The organism is Variovorax sp. 05L425 (genome assembly GCF_056397705.1).
Window position 1 is genome coordinate 82,025 of the sequence record NZ_JBFTNY010000011.1, and the last position, 18,309, is coordinate 100,333.

Annotated in this window: 16 protein-coding genes and 2 tRNA genes; 5 read left to right on the top strand and 13 right to left on the bottom strand. The window is 63.2% G+C overall.

Features of this window, described 5'->3' with window-relative positions; genetic code table 11:
• Positions 1 to 3 precede the first annotated feature (3 nt).
• The 6 genes from AC1DN9_RS14490 to rpsB all read right to left on the bottom strand — a co-directional run bounded on the left by AC1DN9_RS14490 (position 4) and on the right by rpsB (position 4,770).
• Positions 4 to 849: a phosphatidate cytidylyltransferase gene (locus AC1DN9_RS14490; RefSeq protein ID WP_478101270.1), complete on the bottom strand. Its 846-nt coding sequence runs from the start codon at positions 847 to 849 to the stop codon at positions 4 to 6.
• 4 nt (positions 850 to 853) lie between these two features.
• A complete protein-coding gene (gene uppS, locus AC1DN9_RS14495; protein ID WP_478101272.1) occupies positions 854 to 1,588 on the bottom strand; it encodes a polyprenyl diphosphate synthase in 735 nt (244 codons plus the stop codon).
• Position 1,589: 1 nt separating this feature from the next.
• Entirely contained in the window at positions 1,590 to 2,150 is a 561-nt protein-coding gene (gene frr, locus AC1DN9_RS14500) for a ribosome recycling factor (RefSeq protein ID WP_478101274.1), read from the bottom strand.
• A gap of 15 nt (positions 2,151 to 2,165) precedes the next feature.
• Positions 2,166 to 2,888 (bottom strand): UMP kinase, encoded by a 723-nt coding sequence (gene pyrH, locus AC1DN9_RS14505; protein WP_435516945.1) that lies wholly within the window; start codon positions 2,886 to 2,888, stop codon positions 2,166 to 2,168.
• Positions 2,889 to 2,978: 90 nt separating this feature from the next.
• Complete coding sequence (gene tsf / locus AC1DN9_RS14510) at positions 2,979 to 3,902, bottom strand: translation elongation factor Ts (protein ID WP_478101276.1); 924 nt, start codon at positions 3,900 to 3,902, stop codon at positions 2,979 to 2,981.
• 112 nt (positions 3,903 to 4,014) lie between these two features.
• Positions 4,015 to 4,770: a 30S ribosomal protein S2 gene (gene rpsB, locus AC1DN9_RS14515; RefSeq protein ID WP_478101278.1), complete on the bottom strand. Its 756-nt coding sequence runs from the start codon at positions 4,768 to 4,770 to the stop codon at positions 4,015 to 4,017.
• Positions 4,771 to 4,972: 202 nt separating this feature from the next.
• Between rpsB and AC1DN9_RS14520 the strand changes: the two genes are divergently transcribed.
• Genes AC1DN9_RS14520 through AC1DN9_RS14530 form a run of 3 tightly spaced genes read left to right on the top strand, consistent with a single transcriptional unit; the run spans position 4,973 to position 9,094 of the window.
• Positions 4,973 to 6,301: an amidase gene (locus tag AC1DN9_RS14520; protein WP_478101280.1), complete on the top strand. Its 1,329-nt coding sequence runs from the start codon at positions 4,973 to 4,975 to the stop codon at positions 6,299 to 6,301.
• Positions 6,302 to 6,337: 36 nt separating this feature from the next.
• Positions 6,338 to 7,594 (top strand): D-amino acid dehydrogenase, encoded by a 1,257-nt coding sequence (locus AC1DN9_RS14525; RefSeq protein ID WP_478101282.1) that lies wholly within the window; start codon positions 6,338 to 6,340, stop codon positions 7,592 to 7,594.
• An 18-nt stretch (positions 7,595 to 7,612) separates the two neighbouring features.
• On the top strand, positions 7,613 to 9,094 hold the full coding sequence (locus AC1DN9_RS14530; RefSeq protein WP_478101284.1) for an NAD(P)H-hydrate dehydratase: 1,482 nt from the start codon (positions 7,613 to 7,615) through the stop codon (positions 9,092 to 9,094).
• 7 nt (positions 9,095 to 9,101) lie between these two features.
• On the opposite strand, the gene AC1DN9_RS14535 is transcribed toward AC1DN9_RS14530, so the two are convergent.
• Together AC1DN9_RS14535 and rnr are read right to left on the bottom strand one after the other, a co-directional pair.
• A complete protein-coding gene (locus tag AC1DN9_RS14535) occupies positions 9,102 to 9,863 on the bottom strand; it encodes an SDR family oxidoreductase (protein WP_478101286.1) in 762 nt (253 codons plus the stop codon).
• 15 nt (positions 9,864 to 9,878) lie between these two features.
• Positions 9,879 to 12,131, bottom strand: a complete 2,253-nt coding sequence (gene rnr / locus AC1DN9_RS14540) for a ribonuclease R (protein ID WP_478101288.1) — start codon at positions 12,129 to 12,131, stop codon at positions 9,879 to 9,881.
• Between the two features lie 81 nt (positions 12,132 to 12,212).
• On the opposite strand from rnr, the gene AC1DN9_RS14545 reads away from it, so the two are divergent.
• A tRNA-Leu gene (locus tag AC1DN9_RS14545) sits at positions 12,213 to 12,297 on the top strand.
• A gap of 78 nt (positions 12,298 to 12,375) precedes the next feature.
• Here the strand turns inward: AC1DN9_RS14545 and rimO are convergent.
• The 5 genes from rimO to AC1DN9_RS14570 all read right to left on the bottom strand — a co-directional run bounded on the left by rimO (position 12,376) and on the right by AC1DN9_RS14570 (position 17,283).
• Complete coding sequence (rimO, locus tag AC1DN9_RS14550; protein WP_478101290.1) at positions 12,376 to 13,782, bottom strand: 30S ribosomal protein S12 methylthiotransferase RimO; 1,407 nt, start codon at positions 13,780 to 13,782, stop codon at positions 12,376 to 12,378.
• Positions 13,783 to 13,821: 39 nt separating this feature from the next.
• On the bottom strand, positions 13,822 to 14,355 hold the full coding sequence (gene phaR / locus AC1DN9_RS14555; protein WP_478101292.1) for a polyhydroxyalkanoate synthesis repressor PhaR: 534 nt from the start codon (positions 14,353 to 14,355) through the stop codon (positions 13,822 to 13,824).
• A gap of 111 nt (positions 14,356 to 14,466) precedes the next feature.
• Positions 14,467 to 14,832 carry a hypothetical protein gene (locus AC1DN9_RS14560; protein WP_478101294.1) on the bottom strand — a complete coding sequence of 122 codons (366 nt, stop codon included), beginning with the start codon at positions 14,830 to 14,832 and terminating at the stop codon, positions 14,467 to 14,469.
• 184 nt (positions 14,833 to 15,016) lie between these two features.
• Positions 15,017 to 15,093 (bottom strand) — tRNA-Val (locus tag AC1DN9_RS14565).
• Between the two features lie 48 nt (positions 15,094 to 15,141).
• Complete coding sequence (locus AC1DN9_RS14570; protein ID WP_478101417.1) at positions 15,142 to 17,283, bottom strand: RelA/SpoT family protein; 2,142 nt, start codon at positions 17,281 to 17,283, stop codon at positions 15,142 to 15,144.
• A gap of 246 nt (positions 17,284 to 17,529) precedes the next feature.
• On the opposite strand from AC1DN9_RS14570, the gene AC1DN9_RS14575 reads away from it, so the two are divergent.
• The gene (locus AC1DN9_RS14575; protein ID WP_478101296.1) at positions 17,530 to 18,300 is read left to right on the top strand and encodes a 3-hydroxybutyrate dehydrogenase; all 771 of its coding nucleotides are present in this window, start codon (positions 17,530 to 17,532) and stop codon (positions 18,298 to 18,300) included.
• Positions 18,301 to 18,309: the final 9 nt, after the last annotated feature.

Here is an 18,309-nt window from a genome sequence, read left to right on the forward strand (position 1 = left end):
TGTTCACAGGAAGGCCAACATCATTGCAATAGGCAGCGTCGGAAGCAACGCATCGACCCGATCAAGCACGCCGCCGTGACCCGGCAGCAAGGCACTGCTGTCCTTGGCGCCCGCACTACGCTTGATCAACGATTCGACCAGGTCGCCCACCACGCTCATCGCCGCGAGGAATATTACGCCGATCAGCAATAGCCACCACCCACGTTCCGCCAGTCGCGTGTAGAGGCTGCCGACACTGGCCTGCAACGCGGCATCGCACCACGTCCAGGCGAACGCCAGAATTACCACGCCGGCCATGCCGCCCCACACGCCCTCCCAGCTCTTGCCGGGGCTGATGGTGGGCGCAAGCTTGTTACGCGTGAATTTGAGGCCGAACGCCCGGCCCGCGAAATACGCGAACACGTCGGCGACCCATACCAGCACCAGGATGGACAGGAGGAAGTTGATTCCGATCATGCGTGCCTGCACTGCAGCGAGCCAAGCAACCCACAGTGCCAGCAATCCCCCGACCAGGCGCAAGCCCTTGGGAACACGTGGCCAGCCCGGCACCGCGACGCGGAGCAGCGCAGCGCCACCGAGCACCCATGAAGCACTGGCCACGATCCAGACAAGGAGCAGCGGTGCGCCGAGTAATCCCAGCCACCATGACAGCGCACAAAGCAAGACGATCTCAGCTCCAAGAAACAACGAGACCCGCTGGCCGTAGCCATTGAGACGACCCCACTCCCAGCCAGCGGCGCCGATCAACGCAAGCATCACGCAACCGAAGGGAACGTACGACGGATAGAAAAGCGCGGGAAGCAGGATCGCCAACAAGACGACCGCTGTAATGATGCGTTGTTTGAGCATGCGCTCAGGCTGCTTGCTGATCGGGCTGCGCAGGAGACCGAACTTGCGCCGAAGTCTGTCCATATCGGCGCTCGCGAAGCTGGTAGGCATCGATCGCCTCGTCCAGCGCTGCTTCGTCGAAGTCAGGCCACAGGCGATCGCTGAAGAACAGTTCGGCGTAGGCGCTCTGCCAGAGGAGGAAATTCGATAGACGTTGCTCGCCACCGGTACGGATGAACAAATCGGGGTCCGGAACGTGCGACAGAGCCATCGCGGCATCGAGGTTGGTCTCGGTCAAGGCCTCGCCTCGAGCGACCAGTTGCGCTGCGGCTCGCGCGATGTCCCACCGGCCGCCGTAGTTGAAACACACGTTCAGGACGAGCCGCGAATTGTGCGCCGTGGCAGACTCGGCCTGGATCAGACCGGCGGTAATTTTCTCGGAGAGACCACCGCGCTCACCGACGAAATGCAAACGAACTCCATCCTGGCTCAGCTTGGGTACTTCGCGGCCAAGTGCGCCGACCATCAAGTCCATCAAACCGGACACTTCTTCAACAGGCCGGTTCCAGTTTTCGGACGAGAACGCGAAGACCGTCAGGACAGCAACGCCGCGCGCCACACAGGCCTTCACGCATCGCCGCAAGGACTCGACGCCCTGCTTGTGCCCGGCAACTCTCGGCAGGAAGCGGCGCGTCGCCCAGCGTCCATTCCCGTCCATGACGATGGCAATGTGGTGAGGAATGGCGCGTGGGGTCTTCATCTCAGACTGCCATGATCTCGGCTTCCTTCGCGACCACGAGACGATCGATCTCGGCGATATGGCGATCGGTCACTTTCTGGATCTCGACCTCTGCGCGCTTCTGGTCGTCTTCGGATGCCAGTTTGTCCTTGACCAGCTTCTTGATCGCGTCATTGGCATCGCGGCGCAGATTTCGCGTCGCGATCTTCGCGCTTTCGCCTTCGTTGCGGACGAGCTTGGTCATTTCCTTGCGCCGCTCCTCGCTCATGGGAGGCATCGGAATGCGGATCAAGTCACCCATCGAAGCCGGATTGAGGCCCAGATCGCTTTCGCGAATTGCCTTCTCGATCTTGGCGCCCATGCCCTTTTCCCAAGGTTGGACGCTGATGGTCCGCGAATCAAGCAGCGCGACATTCGCCACCTGCGACAGCGGTACCGACGAGCCGTAGTACTCGACGTGGATGGAGTCCAGAAGTGCTGGATTGGCGCGGCCCGTGCGAATCTTGGTGAGGTTGCTCTGGAACGCCGCGAGCGATTGGTTCATCTTGGCGTCGGTTGCGTTTCGGATGTCTGCAATGGTCATAGATACTTTCTCCACTCAGGCATGCACCAGCGTGCCTTCGTCCTCGCCCATGACGACCCGCTTCAGCGCGCCGTTCTTGAAGATCGAGAACACCTTGATCGGCAGATTCTGGTCGCGGCACAGCGCGAAGGCCGTGGCGTCCATGATGCCGAGATTTTGGGCGATGGCTTCGTCGAAGCTCAACCTGGCATAGCGGGTCGCACTCAGGTCCTTCTTGGGGTCTGCGGTGTAGACGCCGTCAACCTTCGTAGCCTTGAGCACCAACTCGGCGCCGATCTCGGCACCGCGCAATGCGGCGGCGGTATCCGTCGTGAAGAACGGGTTGCCGGTACCGGCGGCGAAGATCACCACCTTGCCTTCCTCCAGATATTGGAGGGCCTTGGGGCGGACGTAGGGCTCGACGACCTGTTCGATCGCAATCGCGGACATGACGCGCGCAATCAAGCCTTGTTTGTTCATGGCATCGGCCAGGGCGAGAGCGTTCATGACGGTCGCCAGCATGCCCATGTAGTCGGCAGTGGCACGATCCATCCCGACGGAACCGCCGGCAACACCCCGAAAAATGTTCCCGCCGCCGATCACGACGGCGACTTCGACGCCCATGTTCACAACTTCCGCCACCTCGCCAACCATGCGGACGATCGTCGCGCGATTGATGCCGAAAGCGTCGTCGCCCATCAATGCCTCTCCCGACAGCTTCAACAAGATTCGCTTGTGGGCTGGGCGGGCTTCAGGCATGGATGGTTCCTTTGAGAGTTGGCGGGTGCGAGTGTATGACGTGATAGCGGGGAGGCAACGGTGCGATGCGCACCATTGCCTGGTAGCGACTTAGGTCGCAGCCTTGGCCGCTGCGACCTGGGCAGCCACTTCGGCCGCGAAGTCGTCAACCTTCTTCTCGATGCCTTCGCCCACGACGTACAGCGTGAAGGCCTTGATCGAAGTGCCGGCCGCCTTGAGCATCTGCTCCACGGTCTGCTTGTCGTTCTTCACGAAGGCCTGGTTGTGCAGCGAAACTTCCTTGAGGTACTTCTGCACACCACCCTCGATGCGCTTGGCAACGATGTCAGCCGGCTGGGGTTGCTTGCCGGCGGCCTCGGCTGCCTTGCGGTCTTCTTCGGCCTTGCCGGCAGCGACAGCACGCTCTTTTTCGATCAGCTCGGCCGGAACGTCCGCTGCCGAGATTGCTACCGGCTTCATGGCCGCGACATGCATCGCCACGTCCTTGGCGGCCGCGTCATCGCCTTCGAACTCGACCATGACGCCGATTCGCGTGCCATGCAGGTACGAGGCCAGCTTGCCGTTGCCGGCGAAACGCTTGAAACGACGGAAGCTCATGTTCTCGCCAATCTTGCCCACCAGACCCTTGCGCACGTCTTCGAGGGTGGGGCCGAAACCGTCCTGCTCGTACGGCAGAGCACCGAGGGCAGCCAGATCAGCCGGGTTGTGCTTTGCGACGAGCATCGCCGCTGCATTGGCCATCGCAAGGAAGCTGTCGTTCTTGGTGACGAAATCGGTTTCGCAGTTGATTTCGATCATCGCGCCGGCCTCGCCTTCGACAAAAGCAGTGACCACGCCTTCAGCGGTAATTCGACCCGACGCCTTGCCGGCCTTGTTGCCCAGCTTGATGCGAAGAAGCTCTTCGGCCTTTTCCATGTTGCCGTCGGCCTCGGTCAAGGCCTTCTTGCATTCCATCATCGGTGCGTCAGTCTTTGCGCGCAGTTCGCCGACCATGCTTGCGGTGATTGTTGCCATGTGTACTCTCCGTTCGGTTTGTCAATTGCGGTCGCCCATACCGGGCACCACGAAAATCAGATTAAAAAAAAGGGGCTTTAAGGCCCCTTCTTCAGGCTCGAACGAGCGTCAATCAGGCGGAAGCGCCCTCTTCGACCTCGACGAACTCATCGGCATTGCCCTCGGACACCGCCTTGACAACATCGCTGACGGCGCTTGCGCGACCTTCGATGATCGCGTCCGCAATACCGCGGGCATACAACGTGACAGCCTTCGACGAGTCGTCGTTGCCAGGAATCACGTAGTCAATGCCTTCGGGCGAATGGTTGGAATCGACCACACCGATCAGGGGGATGCCCAGCTTCTTGGCCTCGGCAACTGCGATCTTGTGGAAGCCCACGTCGATCACGAAGATGGCGTCGGGCAATGCAGTCATGTCCTGGATGCCGCCGATGTCCTTTTCGAGCTTTTCGATTTCGCGCGTGAAGGTGAGTTGCTCCTTCTTGCTCAGGCTTTCGAGGCCGGCTTCAAGCTGGGCCTTCATGTCCTTGAGACGCTTGATCGAGGTCTTGACGGTCTTGAAGTTGGTCAGCATGCCGCCGAGCCAACGGGTGTCGACGAAGGGCACGCCGGCGCGGCGCGCCTCGGCGGCCACGATCTCGCGAGCCTGGCGCTTGGTACCCACCATCAGGATGGTGCCGCGGTTGGCAGTGAGCTGCTTGGCGTACTTCATCGCGTCCTGGAACATCGGAAGCGACTTTTCCAGGTTAATGATGTGAATCTTGTTGCGATGGCCGAAGATGTACGGGGCCATCTTGGGGTTCCAGAAGCGCGTTTGGTGACCGAAATGGACACCGGCTTCCAGCATTTCGCGCATGGTGATCGACATAGGAATAACTCCAAAGGTTGGGTCTAAAATCCAGCCCGTTTTGTGCGTCTTCTTCCGATGAAATTCGAAGACTCACAACACCTTGAGTGGGCTGGTTTGCGGATGTGCTTCGCCCTGGAAAAACACCCGGGAAAGTGAGTAAAAGTACCCGGAGCGAAACCCAACGAGTATAGCACCGCCCCATTTGGCCTCCCAATCCACCATGCGCCCTGACCTGCACGCTACCCGCATCGCCCTGATGACGGGCACCTCTGACGTGCGCACCGAAATGGAGCATTCCGTCGCCGTCGCGGAATCGCCCGCCTGCAATGACACTTTTACGCGCACGCTTTTTGACGAAGCACGCCGTGAAGCGGTCGCGGCCGCCATGCAAAAGCCGATGTCCGGCCTCGCTTTTTCGGTCAAGGACCTGTTCGACATTGCCGGCCAGCCAACGCCGGCCGGATCCGTCGTACTTGCCCATGCGCCTTCGGCCAAGGCTGATGCGGTTGCCGTTGCCCGGCTCCGCGCCGCGGGAGGCGTGTTGTTAGCCCGGACAAACATGACCGAGTTCGCCTTTTCGGGTGTGGGCATCAATCCGCACCATGGAACGCCGGCGAACCCAAGCGATCCCGCGACACCGCGAATTCCCGGAGGCTCGTCCTCTGGTGCGGCGGTCTCGGTCGCGACTGGCGCCGTCTTCGTGGGACTCGGCTCCGATACCGGTGGCTCGATCCGGATCCCGGCGGCGCTGAATGGCATCGTCGGCTTCAAGAACACGGCGCGGCTCGTCCCGACCGACGGCGCACTTCCGTTGTCGACGACGCTTGACACCGTTTGCGCCCTGACCCGATCGGTCCGCGATGCGATCACGGTCCACCAGATCCTGGCGGCCCGCCGGGTGACGGCCGGCAATGCGCCATTGGCGAACTACCGGTTCGCCGTGGCCCAGGATCTGTTCCTGGACGAACTCGACCCCGTCGTGGCCGGCGCCTTCGAGCGAACGCTCAGGACGCTGCGAGGCGCCGGCGCGCGCATCGAAGAGATCAGCCTGCCCGCACTGGCGGACCTTCCTGCAATCAACGCCACCGGCGGCTTTTCTGCCGCCGAGTCCTATGCCTGGCATCGCCTGCTGTTGGAACGCAGTGGTGCAGGCTATGACCCCCGCGTGGCGCAGCGCATTCTGAAGGGCGCGACGATGAAGGCCCACGAGTACATCGAACTCGGCAACGCCCGCCGAGCCTGGATCTCCCGCATGGAGCAGGCACTCGCGCCATTCGACGCGGTCTTGTCACCCACGGTGCCGATCGTCGCACCGACGATTGCCAGCGTTGCTCCCGGGGAAGAGCGGGACGCCGCCTTCTTCAAGACCAATGCGCTGCTGCTGCGCAATCCCTCGGTCGTCAACATGCTCGACGGCTGCGCGATCTCCATTCCCTGCCATGTCGCGGGCGAGTTGCCCGTCGGACTCATGCTCTGGCACGCCGCCCTGCGCGACGATGCGGTGCTGGCCGCCGCGCTGCAGGCCGAACGCGCGCTCGAAGGACGATAGTCCTTCCCAACGAATCAAATCACCACAAAGTAACGAATGAAAGTAGCGATCGTGGGAGCCGGCATCATCGGCGTCACCACTGCATGGGAGTTGGCCTGCGACGGCCATGAGGTCGTCGTCTTCGAGCGTCGCGGCGCTGCGGCCGAGGAATCCAGTTTTGCCAACGCCGGTGTCGTCGCGCCAGGTTACGTGACGCCATGGGCCGGCCCGGGAATGCGTGGAAAGGTCCTCCGCTCGCTCCTGTCGACGCACGGCGCCATCAAGTTGCGCTGGCCCTTGTCCGCACGCGACGTGCGCTGGATGGGCCATTGGCAGCGCGCCTGCAAACTCGAAACTTACCTGGCCAACCGCGCACGCATGCAGCGCCTCGCGTTCTACAGTCGCGCCCGCCTGCACGCGATCACGGAGGCATGCGAGTTGGAGTATGAGCGCAGCGACGGCTATCTGGTGCTCTTGCGCTCCAAGCGCGAGAAGAAGTTGGTGCAAGCGGGTCTCGATGTCCTGCGCGCAGCGGGAACAACGTTTCGCGAGGTCGACGCCGACGAAGCACGAAAGATCGAACCCGCGCTCAGCAGCGATACGGCGCTCGCCGGCGCCATCCACCTGCCCGACGACGAGGTGGCCAATTGCAGGCAGTTCGCGCTGCTGCTCAAGTGGGAAGCCGAGGCGCTGGGAGTGCAGTTCCATTTCAATTGCGACCTGGCACCCATGAAGCGTTCGGCTCCAACCGAACTGTCACTGGCGAGCGGCTCCGAGGGCCATCGCTTCGACGCGGTGGTGGTATGCGCAGGGGTTGCCTCGGCAGACCTCCTGAGGCCGCTGGGACTGCGCGTTCCGCTGGCGCCGGTCTACGGCCACTCCATCAGTGCCAGCATCCGAGAACCGCTCAATGCCCCACGCAGCGCCGTGATGGACGAGCGCTACAAGGTCGCGATTTCCAGACTGGGCCTGCGCGTGCGCGTGGCGGGAAGCGCCGAGCTGGGCGGCTCGCTCGGAACGCTCAATCCCGCGTCGCTGCAGACGCTCTACAAAGTTCTGCAGGACTGGTTCCCAGGCGCGGTGACGCTCCGCTCAGGCGTCCAGCAATGGAAGGGTGCGCGGCCGATGCTGCCGGACGGACCTCCCATCATCGGCCCGAGCGGCGTGCCCGGCGTTTGGCTCAACCTGGGACATGGATCGAGCGGCTGGGCGCTCTCCTGCGGTAGCGCGCGGGTGCTGGCGGATCTCATGTCCGGCCGCGATGCGGGTATCGACCTCGAGGGGCTGGGCATCGAACGCTTGCTGCAACACTGACGCTCGGAGCGTCGACTCATGTATCGCATCACCTCCGCCACCGCTGCCGACCTCTTCGATATCTCGACGATTCGGCGGATCGAACAGGCCGCTGCGGCCACGTTGCCGCCTCATGCATTGATGAGACGCGCAGGCCTCGCAGTGGCGCAGTTGGCGATGGCCATCGCGCCCCACGCGCGCGTCATCTGGATCGCTTGCGGCCCCGGCAACAACGGCGGCGACGGCTTCGAGGCGGCGTCCCAGTTGCAAAGGCGCGGCTTCACTGCGGTTGTGACGCGAATCGGCGACGACAGCCACCTGCCCGCGGATGCACAAGCCTCGCTTCAGCGCGCGCACGAGGCCGGCGTTGAGTTTGCCGAGATTCCCCCCTCGAACTACGACCTCGCCATTGACGCATTGCTGGGCATCGGTGCCGCGCGGCCGCCCGATGGATTGATGCTGGATTGGCTCCGGCGGATGAGCGGCGGTCACGCGCCCGTGCTCAGTGTGGACACGCCTTCCGGGCTGGATGCCGATACCGGTACCCTGTCGGCGAATTTCCTGACTTCTCCCGCGTTGGGCGCTACGCCCCCCCACCGCGTGTGCCTGAGCCTCCTCACACTCAAGCCCGGTCTTTTCACCGCGCAAGGCCGCGATGCGGCTGGCGAAGTGTGGCTTGACGACCTCGGCGTGTCCGCAGGCTCCGAACGGCCGACGGCCAGGTTGCCCGGCGTCCCGGCCGAGTCACCGCGCTGGCAGTCCTCGCATAAGGGAAGCTACGGCGACGTCGCAGTGATCGGCGGCGCGCCCGGCATGGCGGGAGCTGCCCTTCTCGCAGCGTCCGCCGCACTTGCCGCTGGCGCGGGGCGCGTGTTCATCGCTCCGCTGGACGCCGGCACCGTTCCGCTGGATGTTCTTCGACCGGAGCTGATGTTCCGCCGCCCGGACACTCTGGATCTCGCAGGCATGACCGTCGTCTGCGGATGCGGTGGCGGGACGGCCGTGGGAGACGTGTTGCAGCGCGTTCTGGAAACCGCCGCGGCATTGGTCCTCGACGCGGATGCACTCAATGTCATCGCGGGCGACAACGCATTGCAGGGTTTTCTGACCGTACGCACACAGTCCGAACGGCCAACCATCCTCACCCCGCATCCGCTCGAAGCGGCTCGTCTGTTGGGTGTGGCCACCGGTGACGTCCAGGGCGACCGCATCGCTGCCGCCAACCAGCTTGCCGCGCGCTTCGGGGCCACTGTCGTGCTCAAGGGCTCGGGCACTGTGATCGCCGCCCCCAAGGAAGTGCCGGTGATCAATCCAAGCGGCAACGCACGATTGGCTACCGCCGGGACTGGCGACGTCCTCGCCGGGATGACCGGCGCCGCGCTGGCAGCCGACCGGCCCGCCATGGCCGCCGCCTGCGAAGCCGTCTGGCGTCACGGCGATCTAGCCGATCGCTGGCCTGCCGATATTCCGCTGACAGCGGGTGCGCTTGCCTGCGGTAGCCCTCCCGTCACGCCTCGCTGAACGCGCGTCAGCCGCGGCCGACGAAGGGCATCTTGGTCGCCATCACCGTGTGGAAAAGCACGTTCGCCTCCAGCGGCAGGTTGGCCATGTAGAGCACCGACGACCCGACGATGGACACATCCATCACCGCCTCGATCGCGATCTCGCCGTTGGCTTGAGGAACGCCCTTCGCCATGCGGGCAGCGAGTTCGGTCAGCGCATTGCCGACGTCGATCTGACCCACTGCGATGTCGTACTTGCGACCGTCCAGCGACGCCGTCTTGGTCAACCCTTCGACCGCGTGCTTGGTGGCGGTATAGGCGATCGAGTTCGGCCTGGGCGTGGTCGCGGAGATCGACCCGTTGTTGATGATGCGTCCACCTTGCGGCGTCTGCGACCTCATCGTGCGAAATGCCTGCTGAATGCAATAGAACATGCCGCTCAAATTGATATCGACCACGCCTCGCCATTGCTCAGGCGTCCAGTCCTCGAACGGTCCCGGCGGATTGCCCACGCCCGCGTTGTTGAAGAGCAGGTCCACACGACCGAATTGCTTCACAGCCGCAGCGAACAGCGCCTGCACCGATTCGGAGTTGGCAACGTCGGTCGGCACAGCAAAAGCCCGTGCGCCGGCGCCAGATTCCTGCGCCACCTTCTCCAGGGGCTCAATGCGGCGACCGGCCAGCACGACGCTCCAACCGTCCCCCAGCAATGCCAGCGCAGCAGAGCGGCCGATGCCCGTGCCGGCCCCGGTGACGATTGCGATGCGGCTCTTTTTCTCAACGCTCATTCATTTCTCCTTGGATCAGCGGCGCGGCTTGCGCCCTTTCATCTTGTTCGCCGCCTTCTTGACTGCTGTCTTGAAGGCTTGCATCGCCGATTGTGACCCTCGGCCGGACGACCGATCGTCGCGCTCCGCAACGGCTTCAGGCTTCTTGCGCGCGCTGCGCTTGGCTGACGCCTTGACTGGCACGCCGCTCGGCGCGACGCCCTTGTCCTTCATGGCGCGGGCACTCAGTTCCTCGCCCTCCCGCACCAGCCTGAAGTCGATCTTGCGACCATCCAGGTCCACGCGGCTGACTTGCACCCGGACGCGCGTACCAATGGCATATCGAATGCCCRTACGTTCGCCGCGCAGTTCCTGTCGCTGCTCATCGAACTTGAAGTATTCGCCGCCGAGTTCGGTGATGTGCACCAGGCCCTCGACGTACATCGCATCGAGCGTGACGAAGATGCCGAACGTGGTGGCCGCCGTCACGACGCCACCGTATTCCTCGCCGAGATGTTCGCGCATGTACTTGCACTTCAGCCACGCCTCGACGTCACGGCTGGCCTCGTCGGCACGGCGCTCGTTGGCGCTGCAATGCAGGCCGGCGGCTTCCCAGGCCTGCACTTCCTTGCTCGGCGCCACGGTGGCCTTCTGCGGCTTGGCCGTGGGCGACTTCACGCGCGAAGCCAACCGCTTGGCGAGCTTGGCATGCGCCTCGCCGGGCGTCGGCAACATCGGCAGCTGGTACTTGGTCTTCCCGAGGATCGCCTTGATGACGCGATGCACGAGCAAGTCGGGATAGCGCCGGATCGGACTCGTGAAGTGCGTGTAGGCCTCATAGGCCAGTCCGAAGTGCCCGCTGTTGATCGGCGTGTAGATCGCCTGCTGCATCGAGCGCAGCAGCATGGTGTGGATCTGCTGCGCGTCGGGGCGCTCTTTTGTCGCGTCGGCGATGGCCTGGAACTCGCCCGGCTTCGGATCGTCGGTGATCGAAAGACCGACGCCCATGGCCTTGAGATAGCCGCGCAGGATCTCCTTCTTCTCGGGCGTCGGGCCTTCGTGCACGCGATACAGGCCCGGGTGCTTGCCCTCGGCGATGAAGTCTGCGCTGCAGACGTTGGCCGCAAGCATCGCCTCTTCGATCAAGCGGTGCGCTTCATTGCGCGTGCGGGGCACGATCTTCTCGATGCGGCCGGCCTCGTCGCAAATGATCTGCGTCTCGGTCGTCTCGAAATCGACTGCACCGCGCTTCGAACGCTGCTTGAGCAGCGCGCGGTAAACGTCGTGCAGGTTCAGCAGATCCTTGACGCGCTCCTTGCGCTTCTGCGCTTCCGGTCCGCGCGTGTTGCCGAGGATGGCGGCCACTTCGGTGTACGTGAATCGCGCATGGCTGAACATGACGGCGGGATAGAACTGATAAGCGTAGATCTCGCCATCTGCCGCGACCAACATGTCGCAGACCATGCACAGTCGCTCGACCTCCGGGTTCAGCGAGCACAAGCCGTTGGACAGCTTTTCCGGCAGCATCGGAATCACGCGACGCGGAAAGTACACGCTCGTCGCCCGGTCGTAGGCATCGATATCGATGGCCGAGCCCGTCTGCACATAGGCACTCACGTCCGCGATCGCAACCAGCAGACGCCAGCCCTTGCCTCGGCCCACCTTGGCCGGCTCGCAGTACACCGCATCGTCGAAGTCGCGCGCGTCTTCGCCATCGATGGTGACCAAGGGAATGTCGGTCAGGTCGATGCGCCCCTTCTTGTCGGCGGGGCGAACCTTGTCGGGCAACGCTTTCGCTTCTGCAAGACAGGCCTCGGAGAACTCGTGAGGCACGCCGTACTTTCGCACCGCGATCTCGATCTCCATGCCTGGGTCGTCGATCTCGCCGAGCACTTCCTTCACCCGGCCCACCGGCTGCCCGAAGAGCGCCGGCGGTTCGGTCAACTGAACGACGACGACCTGGCCGACCTTCGCTGTGCCCGTCGCGCCTTTGGGAATCAGGACGTCCTGTCCGTAGCGCTTGTCTTCCGGCGCTACGAGCCAGACTCCGCCCTCGTGGAGCAGTCGGCCGATGATGGGCTGCTCGGAGCGCTCGACGATCTCGACCACGCGCCCCTCAGGCCGACCGCGTCGATCCTGCCGCACGACGCGCGCCTTGACGCGGTCCTTGTGCAGCACGGCGCGCATCTCGTTCGGGGGCAGATAGATGTCGGCTTCACCGTCGTCGCGCTGCACGAACCCGTGCCCATCGCGATGTCCTTGGACCGTTCCTTCAACTTCATCCAGCAAGCCGCTGGGATGGCCAATATTTTTGATATGATCTCCTTCTTTCCTGAAATTCAAAACATAACTGCTTCGGCAGGTATGTGGGCCCAGATGGCGGAATTGGTAGACGCACTAGTTTCAGGTACTAGCGAGTAACATCGTGGAGGTTCGAGTCCTCTTCTGGGCACCAAGTTTAAGTACACCCTTTCCGGGTTTTTCGATTCAAGCCACCGGTCTCCGGTGGCTTTTTCGTTGGGGCTGCCCAACATCAGATGGGCAGCGCAATCAGGTCGTGTCCCTCAGCGCCGACGATGCGCGCGCGAGTGAATTCACCGACCTTCAGTGTCTTGCTGATTTTTTCCGGTGGCAGCAGTCGCACGATGCCATCGATCTCCGGCGCGTCCGCATAGCTTCGGCCGACGCCGCCCTTGCGCCCCATGCCCGGCGCGGAATCCACCAGCACCTGCATCGTCGCGCCGATGCGCTTGCGCAGTTTCGCAATCGAAACCGCCTCTGCGACTTCCATGAAGCGCGCGCGTCGTGTTTCGCGCTCTGCCTCGGGCAGCATGCCCGGAATATCGTTCGCAGCGGCGCCCGCCACCGGGCTGTAGGCAAAGCAACCGGCGCGGTCGATCTCGGCCTCGCGGATGAAATCGAGCAGGTGCTCGAACTCTTCCTCTGTCTCGCCAGGAAAGCCGGCGATGAAGGTGCTGCGAATCACGAGTTCGGGGCACACCTCACGCCAACGCGCGATGCGCTCCAGATTCTTTTCACCGCTTGCGGGCCTCTTCATCCGGCGCAGTACGTCCGGATGACTGTGCTGCAAGGGCACGTCGAGGTACGGCAGCACCTGGCCACTCGCCATCAACGGAATGATCTCGTCGACGCTGGGATACGGATACACATAGTGCAAGCGCACCCAAGCACCGTAGGGTGCAGCGATTTCGCCGAGCGTGCGCACGAGTTCGAGCATTCGCGTCTTGACCGGCTTTCCGTCCCAGAAGCCCGTCCGGTACTTCACGTCCACGCCATAGGCTGATGTGTCCTGGCTGATCACGAGCAGTTCTTTGACCCCGCCCTCGAACAAGGCCTTGGCTTCCGACAAAACGTCGCCAACAGGCCGCGACACGAGATCGCCGCGCATCGACGGAATGATGCAGAAGGTGCAGCGGTGGTTGCATCCTTCGCTGATCTTCAGGTAGGCGTAGTGCCGCGGCGTGAGCTTCAGGCCTGCAATTCCGAAGGCCTGCGGCACCAGGTCAATGAACGGATCGTGTGGCTTGGGCAGGTTCGCGTGCACCGCATCCATCACTTCCTGGGTCGCGTGGGGGCCGGTCACTGCCAGCACGCTCGGGTGCATCTGACGCACCAGATTGCCGCCCTCCTCGCCCGTCTTCGCGCCGAGACACCCGGTGACGATCACGCGGCCGTTTCCGGCCAAGGCTTCACCGATGGTGTCGAGACTCTCCTTGACGGCATCGTCGATGAAGCCGCAGGTGTTGACGATCACCAGGTCGGCGCCTTCGAACGTCTTCGAGGTCTGGTAGCCCTCGGCACTCAACTGCGTGAGGATCAGCTCGGAATCAGTCAGGGCCTTGGGGCAGCCCAGGCTGACAAAACCGACTTTGGGGGTGGCCGGCGCGGCAATTCGTTCGGGGGAGGCAACTTCACTCATATGCCCCTATTGTCCCAGCTATCGGCCGGCCTGCCTCGTTCAGGGGCGCTTGATGCCAAAGGCGCCCAAAACCTGCTCAGTGTTCTTCTGCATCTGCTCCTGCATCTGCAGGAAGACATGCTTGGACTGTTCGACGTAATTGCCCATCAATCCCTGAAGCACCGGCGACTGCAGGGTCATGAACCTGGACCACATCTCCGGCGTCAGGCCTTCGGATTTTTCGGCGAGTTGTGCCTGCACCTCGGCCATTGCCTGGATATTTTTTTCGAGATACGGCCCCATGTAGCTTTGCATCGCCTGGCCATAGAACCGGATGATGCTGGCCAGAACCTGCTCCGTGAACATCGGCGCACCGCCGGCCTCTTCCTCGAGGATGACCTGCAGGAGGATGCTGCGCGTGAGGTCGTCACCGGTCTTGGCATCCCGCACCACGAAAGACGCCTGGTTCATGACGAGCTGCTTCACCTCGGCGAGGGTGATGTAGCTGGAGGTTTCCGTGTCGTAGAGCCTTCGGTTCGGATACTTCTTGATCACCCGCTGGACCGGCTTCACACCGGACTTCTTGCTCTGCACTAGGAACTCCTTCGGTTTCGCGATATTGGCGCGCGAACAATTCTAGGGAGCGCCCATATTGCACCGCGCCAAGGTTTACCCTGACCGGAGGAGAAGGCGGAGGCGAAGACTTCAGTCCAGCGAGGTCGCGTACTCGGCGCCGCAGGCCTTGCACGTTCCGGTCTCGGGGCGCGCGTCGGTTGCTTCGCGGTATTGCAGAGGGCTCTTGATGCCGTTGAAAACCCAGCAACGGGGACAGTGCTCCTGGCCCGCCACCGGCAGGTAGCCGCGGGCGCGCTGCTCGGCGCGCTCACGCGTGACGGGAGATCCCTGCCGGACGGTTCGCGCGACATCTTCCGCCGCCATGGTTCCCGCGCGACCGTTGGCACGGTCGTTGAGGCCGTAGACCACGCGCGCGAATTCGAGCGGCGCCTGGCGCACCAGCGCCGCGATGCGGAGTTCTTCCAGCGATGGATCGATCTCGGCGGCAGTATTCATCGGTTCCTGGACCAGGTGCTTTGATGTGAATGCGGTCAAGGTACCACAACTGAGGCGGCAGCCGCCAGTCGCCCGAAGGCCATAGAACTATGGCTGAGCTATGCCGAAGATCCGAGGGAGGAGGAGAAGGAGGTTTTGATCAGCTGTGCATCTGGTGGTTAATCAGATGCTGTGACCAAAAAATTGGTAGGCGCGATTGGACTCGAACCAACGACCCCCACCATGTCAAGGTGGTGCTCTAACCAGCTGAGCTACGCGCCTAGGTTGTATTCGAGAGGCCGAATTGTAGCAGGCTCCGAAAGCACTTTTTCAGCGACGTCGCGCAGAACGCACACCGGTCACCGCGGACACCACGCCTAACACCTGTGTGAGTCGCGCAGCGTCTGCAATTTCGATGGTGAAAGTCATCCACGCAGTGCCCTTGACCGATTGCGTCTGCACGCCGATGACGTTCATCTTCTCGCGCGCGAAGACATCCGAGATATCCCGCAGAAGCCCTTGCCTGTCCGCCGCTTCGACAGCGACGTCCACTGCGTAGACCGAGCCCGCCTCGCTCTTCTGCGCACCCCACTCGACGTCAATCACGCGTTCGGCGTTCTGGCTGGCCATCGTCCGGAAGTTGCTGCAGGTCGCGCGATGGATGCTCACGCCGTGGCCCTTCGTCACGAAGCCGCGAATCGCGTCGGGCGGCGCAGGCTTGCAGCACTTGGCGAGCTGCGTCATCAATGACGACACACCCACCACCAGCACACCACCGCGACCAGCCTGCTCGCTGCCGCGCGCCTTCTTGATGATGACGCCGTCGTCCGGTCCGGGCGCGGGCTCTGGCGGACGCAACAGTACCTCGATGTTCCGCAGCGAGAACTCGTCCTTGCCCACCACTTCGAAGAGGTTGTCCGCGGACTTGAAGCCCAACTGCGACGCAAGGTCGTCGAGCTTCAGCGCAGTCTTCCCTTCTCGTTGAAGAAGTCGCTCGACCGCTTCTCGGCCACGCGCCACGGTTTCGTGGGTGATCTGTGCGTTGAACCAGGCCCTGACCTTGGCACGCGCGCGATGGCTCGCCAGGTAGCCGAGCTCCGCGTTCAGCCAATCGCGCGAGGGACCGCCTTCCTTGGCGGCAATGATCTCGACGGTCTGCCCGTTCTGGAGCGGCGTGTTGAGCGGCACCATCGCGCCGTCGACACGCGCGCCGCGACAGCGATGCCCGAGGCTGGTATGGACCGTGTAGGCAAAGTCGACGGCGGTCGCGCCCTGGGGCAATTCGACGATCGCGGCATCGGGCGTCAGCACGTAGATGCGATCGTCGAAAAGGCCCTGCCCTTGCTGACCGCCGGACAGGTCCCGTTCCCACGCGAGCAGTTGCCTGAGCACCGCGATCTTCGCGTCGTATTCGCCGCTCGCCCAAACGCCCGCATAGCCCTTCTGCCCCGCTTCCTTGTAGGCCCAATGCGCAGCCACGCCGTGCTCGGCGTGATCGTGCATCTCCTCGGTCCGGATCTGGATCTCGATCGGCTTGCCCGCATGCCCATCGACCACTTCGCGCACCACCGTGTGCAGCGACTGGTAGCCGTTCGGTTTCGGGCGCGCGATGTAGTCGTCGAACTCCTCGTCGATCGGCTGGAAATGCGAGTGCACCCAGGCGAGCGCCGCATAGCAATCCTTGACGTCGGCGACGACCACGCGCAGCGCCATGATGTCGAAGACCTGCGCGAAGTCGAGCGACTTGCCGCGCATCTTCTTGACGATGCTGTAGATGTTCTTTGGCCGCCCCTGCACCTTGGCCTTGACGCCCTCGGCGGCCAGATCGCGTTCGAGGCGCGCCCTCAATTGCTCGACATAGCCTTCGCGCTCGACGCGCTTCTCATCGAGTAGGCGTGCGATGAGCTTGTAGGTCTCCGGCTCGAGGAAACGGAACGAAAGGTCCTCGATCTCCCACTTGACCTGCCAGATGCCCAGGCGGTTGGCCAGAGGCGCGAACACCTGCAGCGACTCGCGAGCGACGTTCTCCGGCGGCGGCCGCTTGCTGGCCGCTGCATAGCGCAAGGTCTGCAGTCGCGAGGCCAAGCGAAGCATCACCACGCGCAGATCACGCGAGAACGCGAGCAGCATCTTGCGCACGTTCTCGGTCTGCGCGCCGACGCCATCCGCCAAGTGAGCGCTGGCGGTGGCCGAACGCGCCTGCTTCTGCACATGCACGAGCTTGGTGGTCTCGACGGCCAACGCTGCGAAGTTGTCGCCGAACACCTTGGCGATCACTTCCTGCGGACGGTTCAGGTGCTGGCACGAGTAGACCAGGTAGCTGGCGGCCTGCATGGCTTCAGAGCCACCCATCGACGCGACGATGCCTGCAACGGCATCGGCGTGCGACAGCGTGTTCTCGCCGGTGTCCAGCGTTTCGTCGGCTATCAAGGGTTCGGCGAACGCCCGCGCTCGCGCGAGCATGTTCTCCATCACCGGCGTGCGCTCAGCAGTCGCTGCCGACAGCGGGTAGTCGACCACCAGCGATTCCGAAGCAGGCGGGACGTGCAGATTGGACTGTTCGCGCTTCACTATGCTGAATGCCGAAGTAGCGAACGCGGGGCCTGCCGGCAAGCCTCACGGACGACGTGACGAAGGGCGAGCACGGTCATGGAAGAAGCGAATTCGCGGTGAAGATAATGGTCTCGTTGCATCCTAATTCATTCGGAGATCGTCATCATGCTCAAAGGCAAAACCGCGCTTGTCACGGGGTCCACCAGTGGCATCGGCCTTGCTGTTGCAAAGGCCCTTGCGCAACAAGGCGCGAACATCGTGCTCAATGGTTTCGGCGACGCGGAAGGCCCGCGCGCTGAGATCGCGGCTTTCGACGTCAAGGTCGAATACCACGGCGCCGACATGAGCAAGCCGGCAGAAATCGAGGACATGATGAAGTTCGCAGCCACCCACTTCGGCCGCGTCGATGTACTGGTCAACAACGCCGGCATCCAGCATGTAGCCAAGGTCGAAGACTTCCCGCCGGAACGTTGGGACGCAATCATCGCCATCAACCTTTCGAGCGCCTTTCACACGACGCGACTGGCAGTTCCGGCGATGCGCAAGGCCAACTGGGGCCGCATTGTCAACGTCGCTTCAGCACATGGCCTCGTCGCGTCGGCGCAGAAGTCCGCCTACGTTGCAGCCAAGCACGGCATCGTCGGGTTCACCAAATCGGTGGCGCTCGAAACCGCCACGACCGGCGTCACCTGCAACGCGATCTGCCCGGGTTGGGTGCTGACGCCGCTGGTGCAAAAGCAGATCGATGATCGCTCCGCACGCGAAGGCATCTCGGTCGCACAGGCGCAAAACGATCTGCTCGGCGAAAAGCAGCCTTCGCTGCAGTTCACCACCGTCGATCAGTTGGGTGGACTCGCCGTGTTCCTGTGCTCGCCGGCGGCCGACCAGGTACGGGGCGTGGCCTGGCAGGTCGACGGCGGCTGGACCGCGCAATAAGCGCAGCGA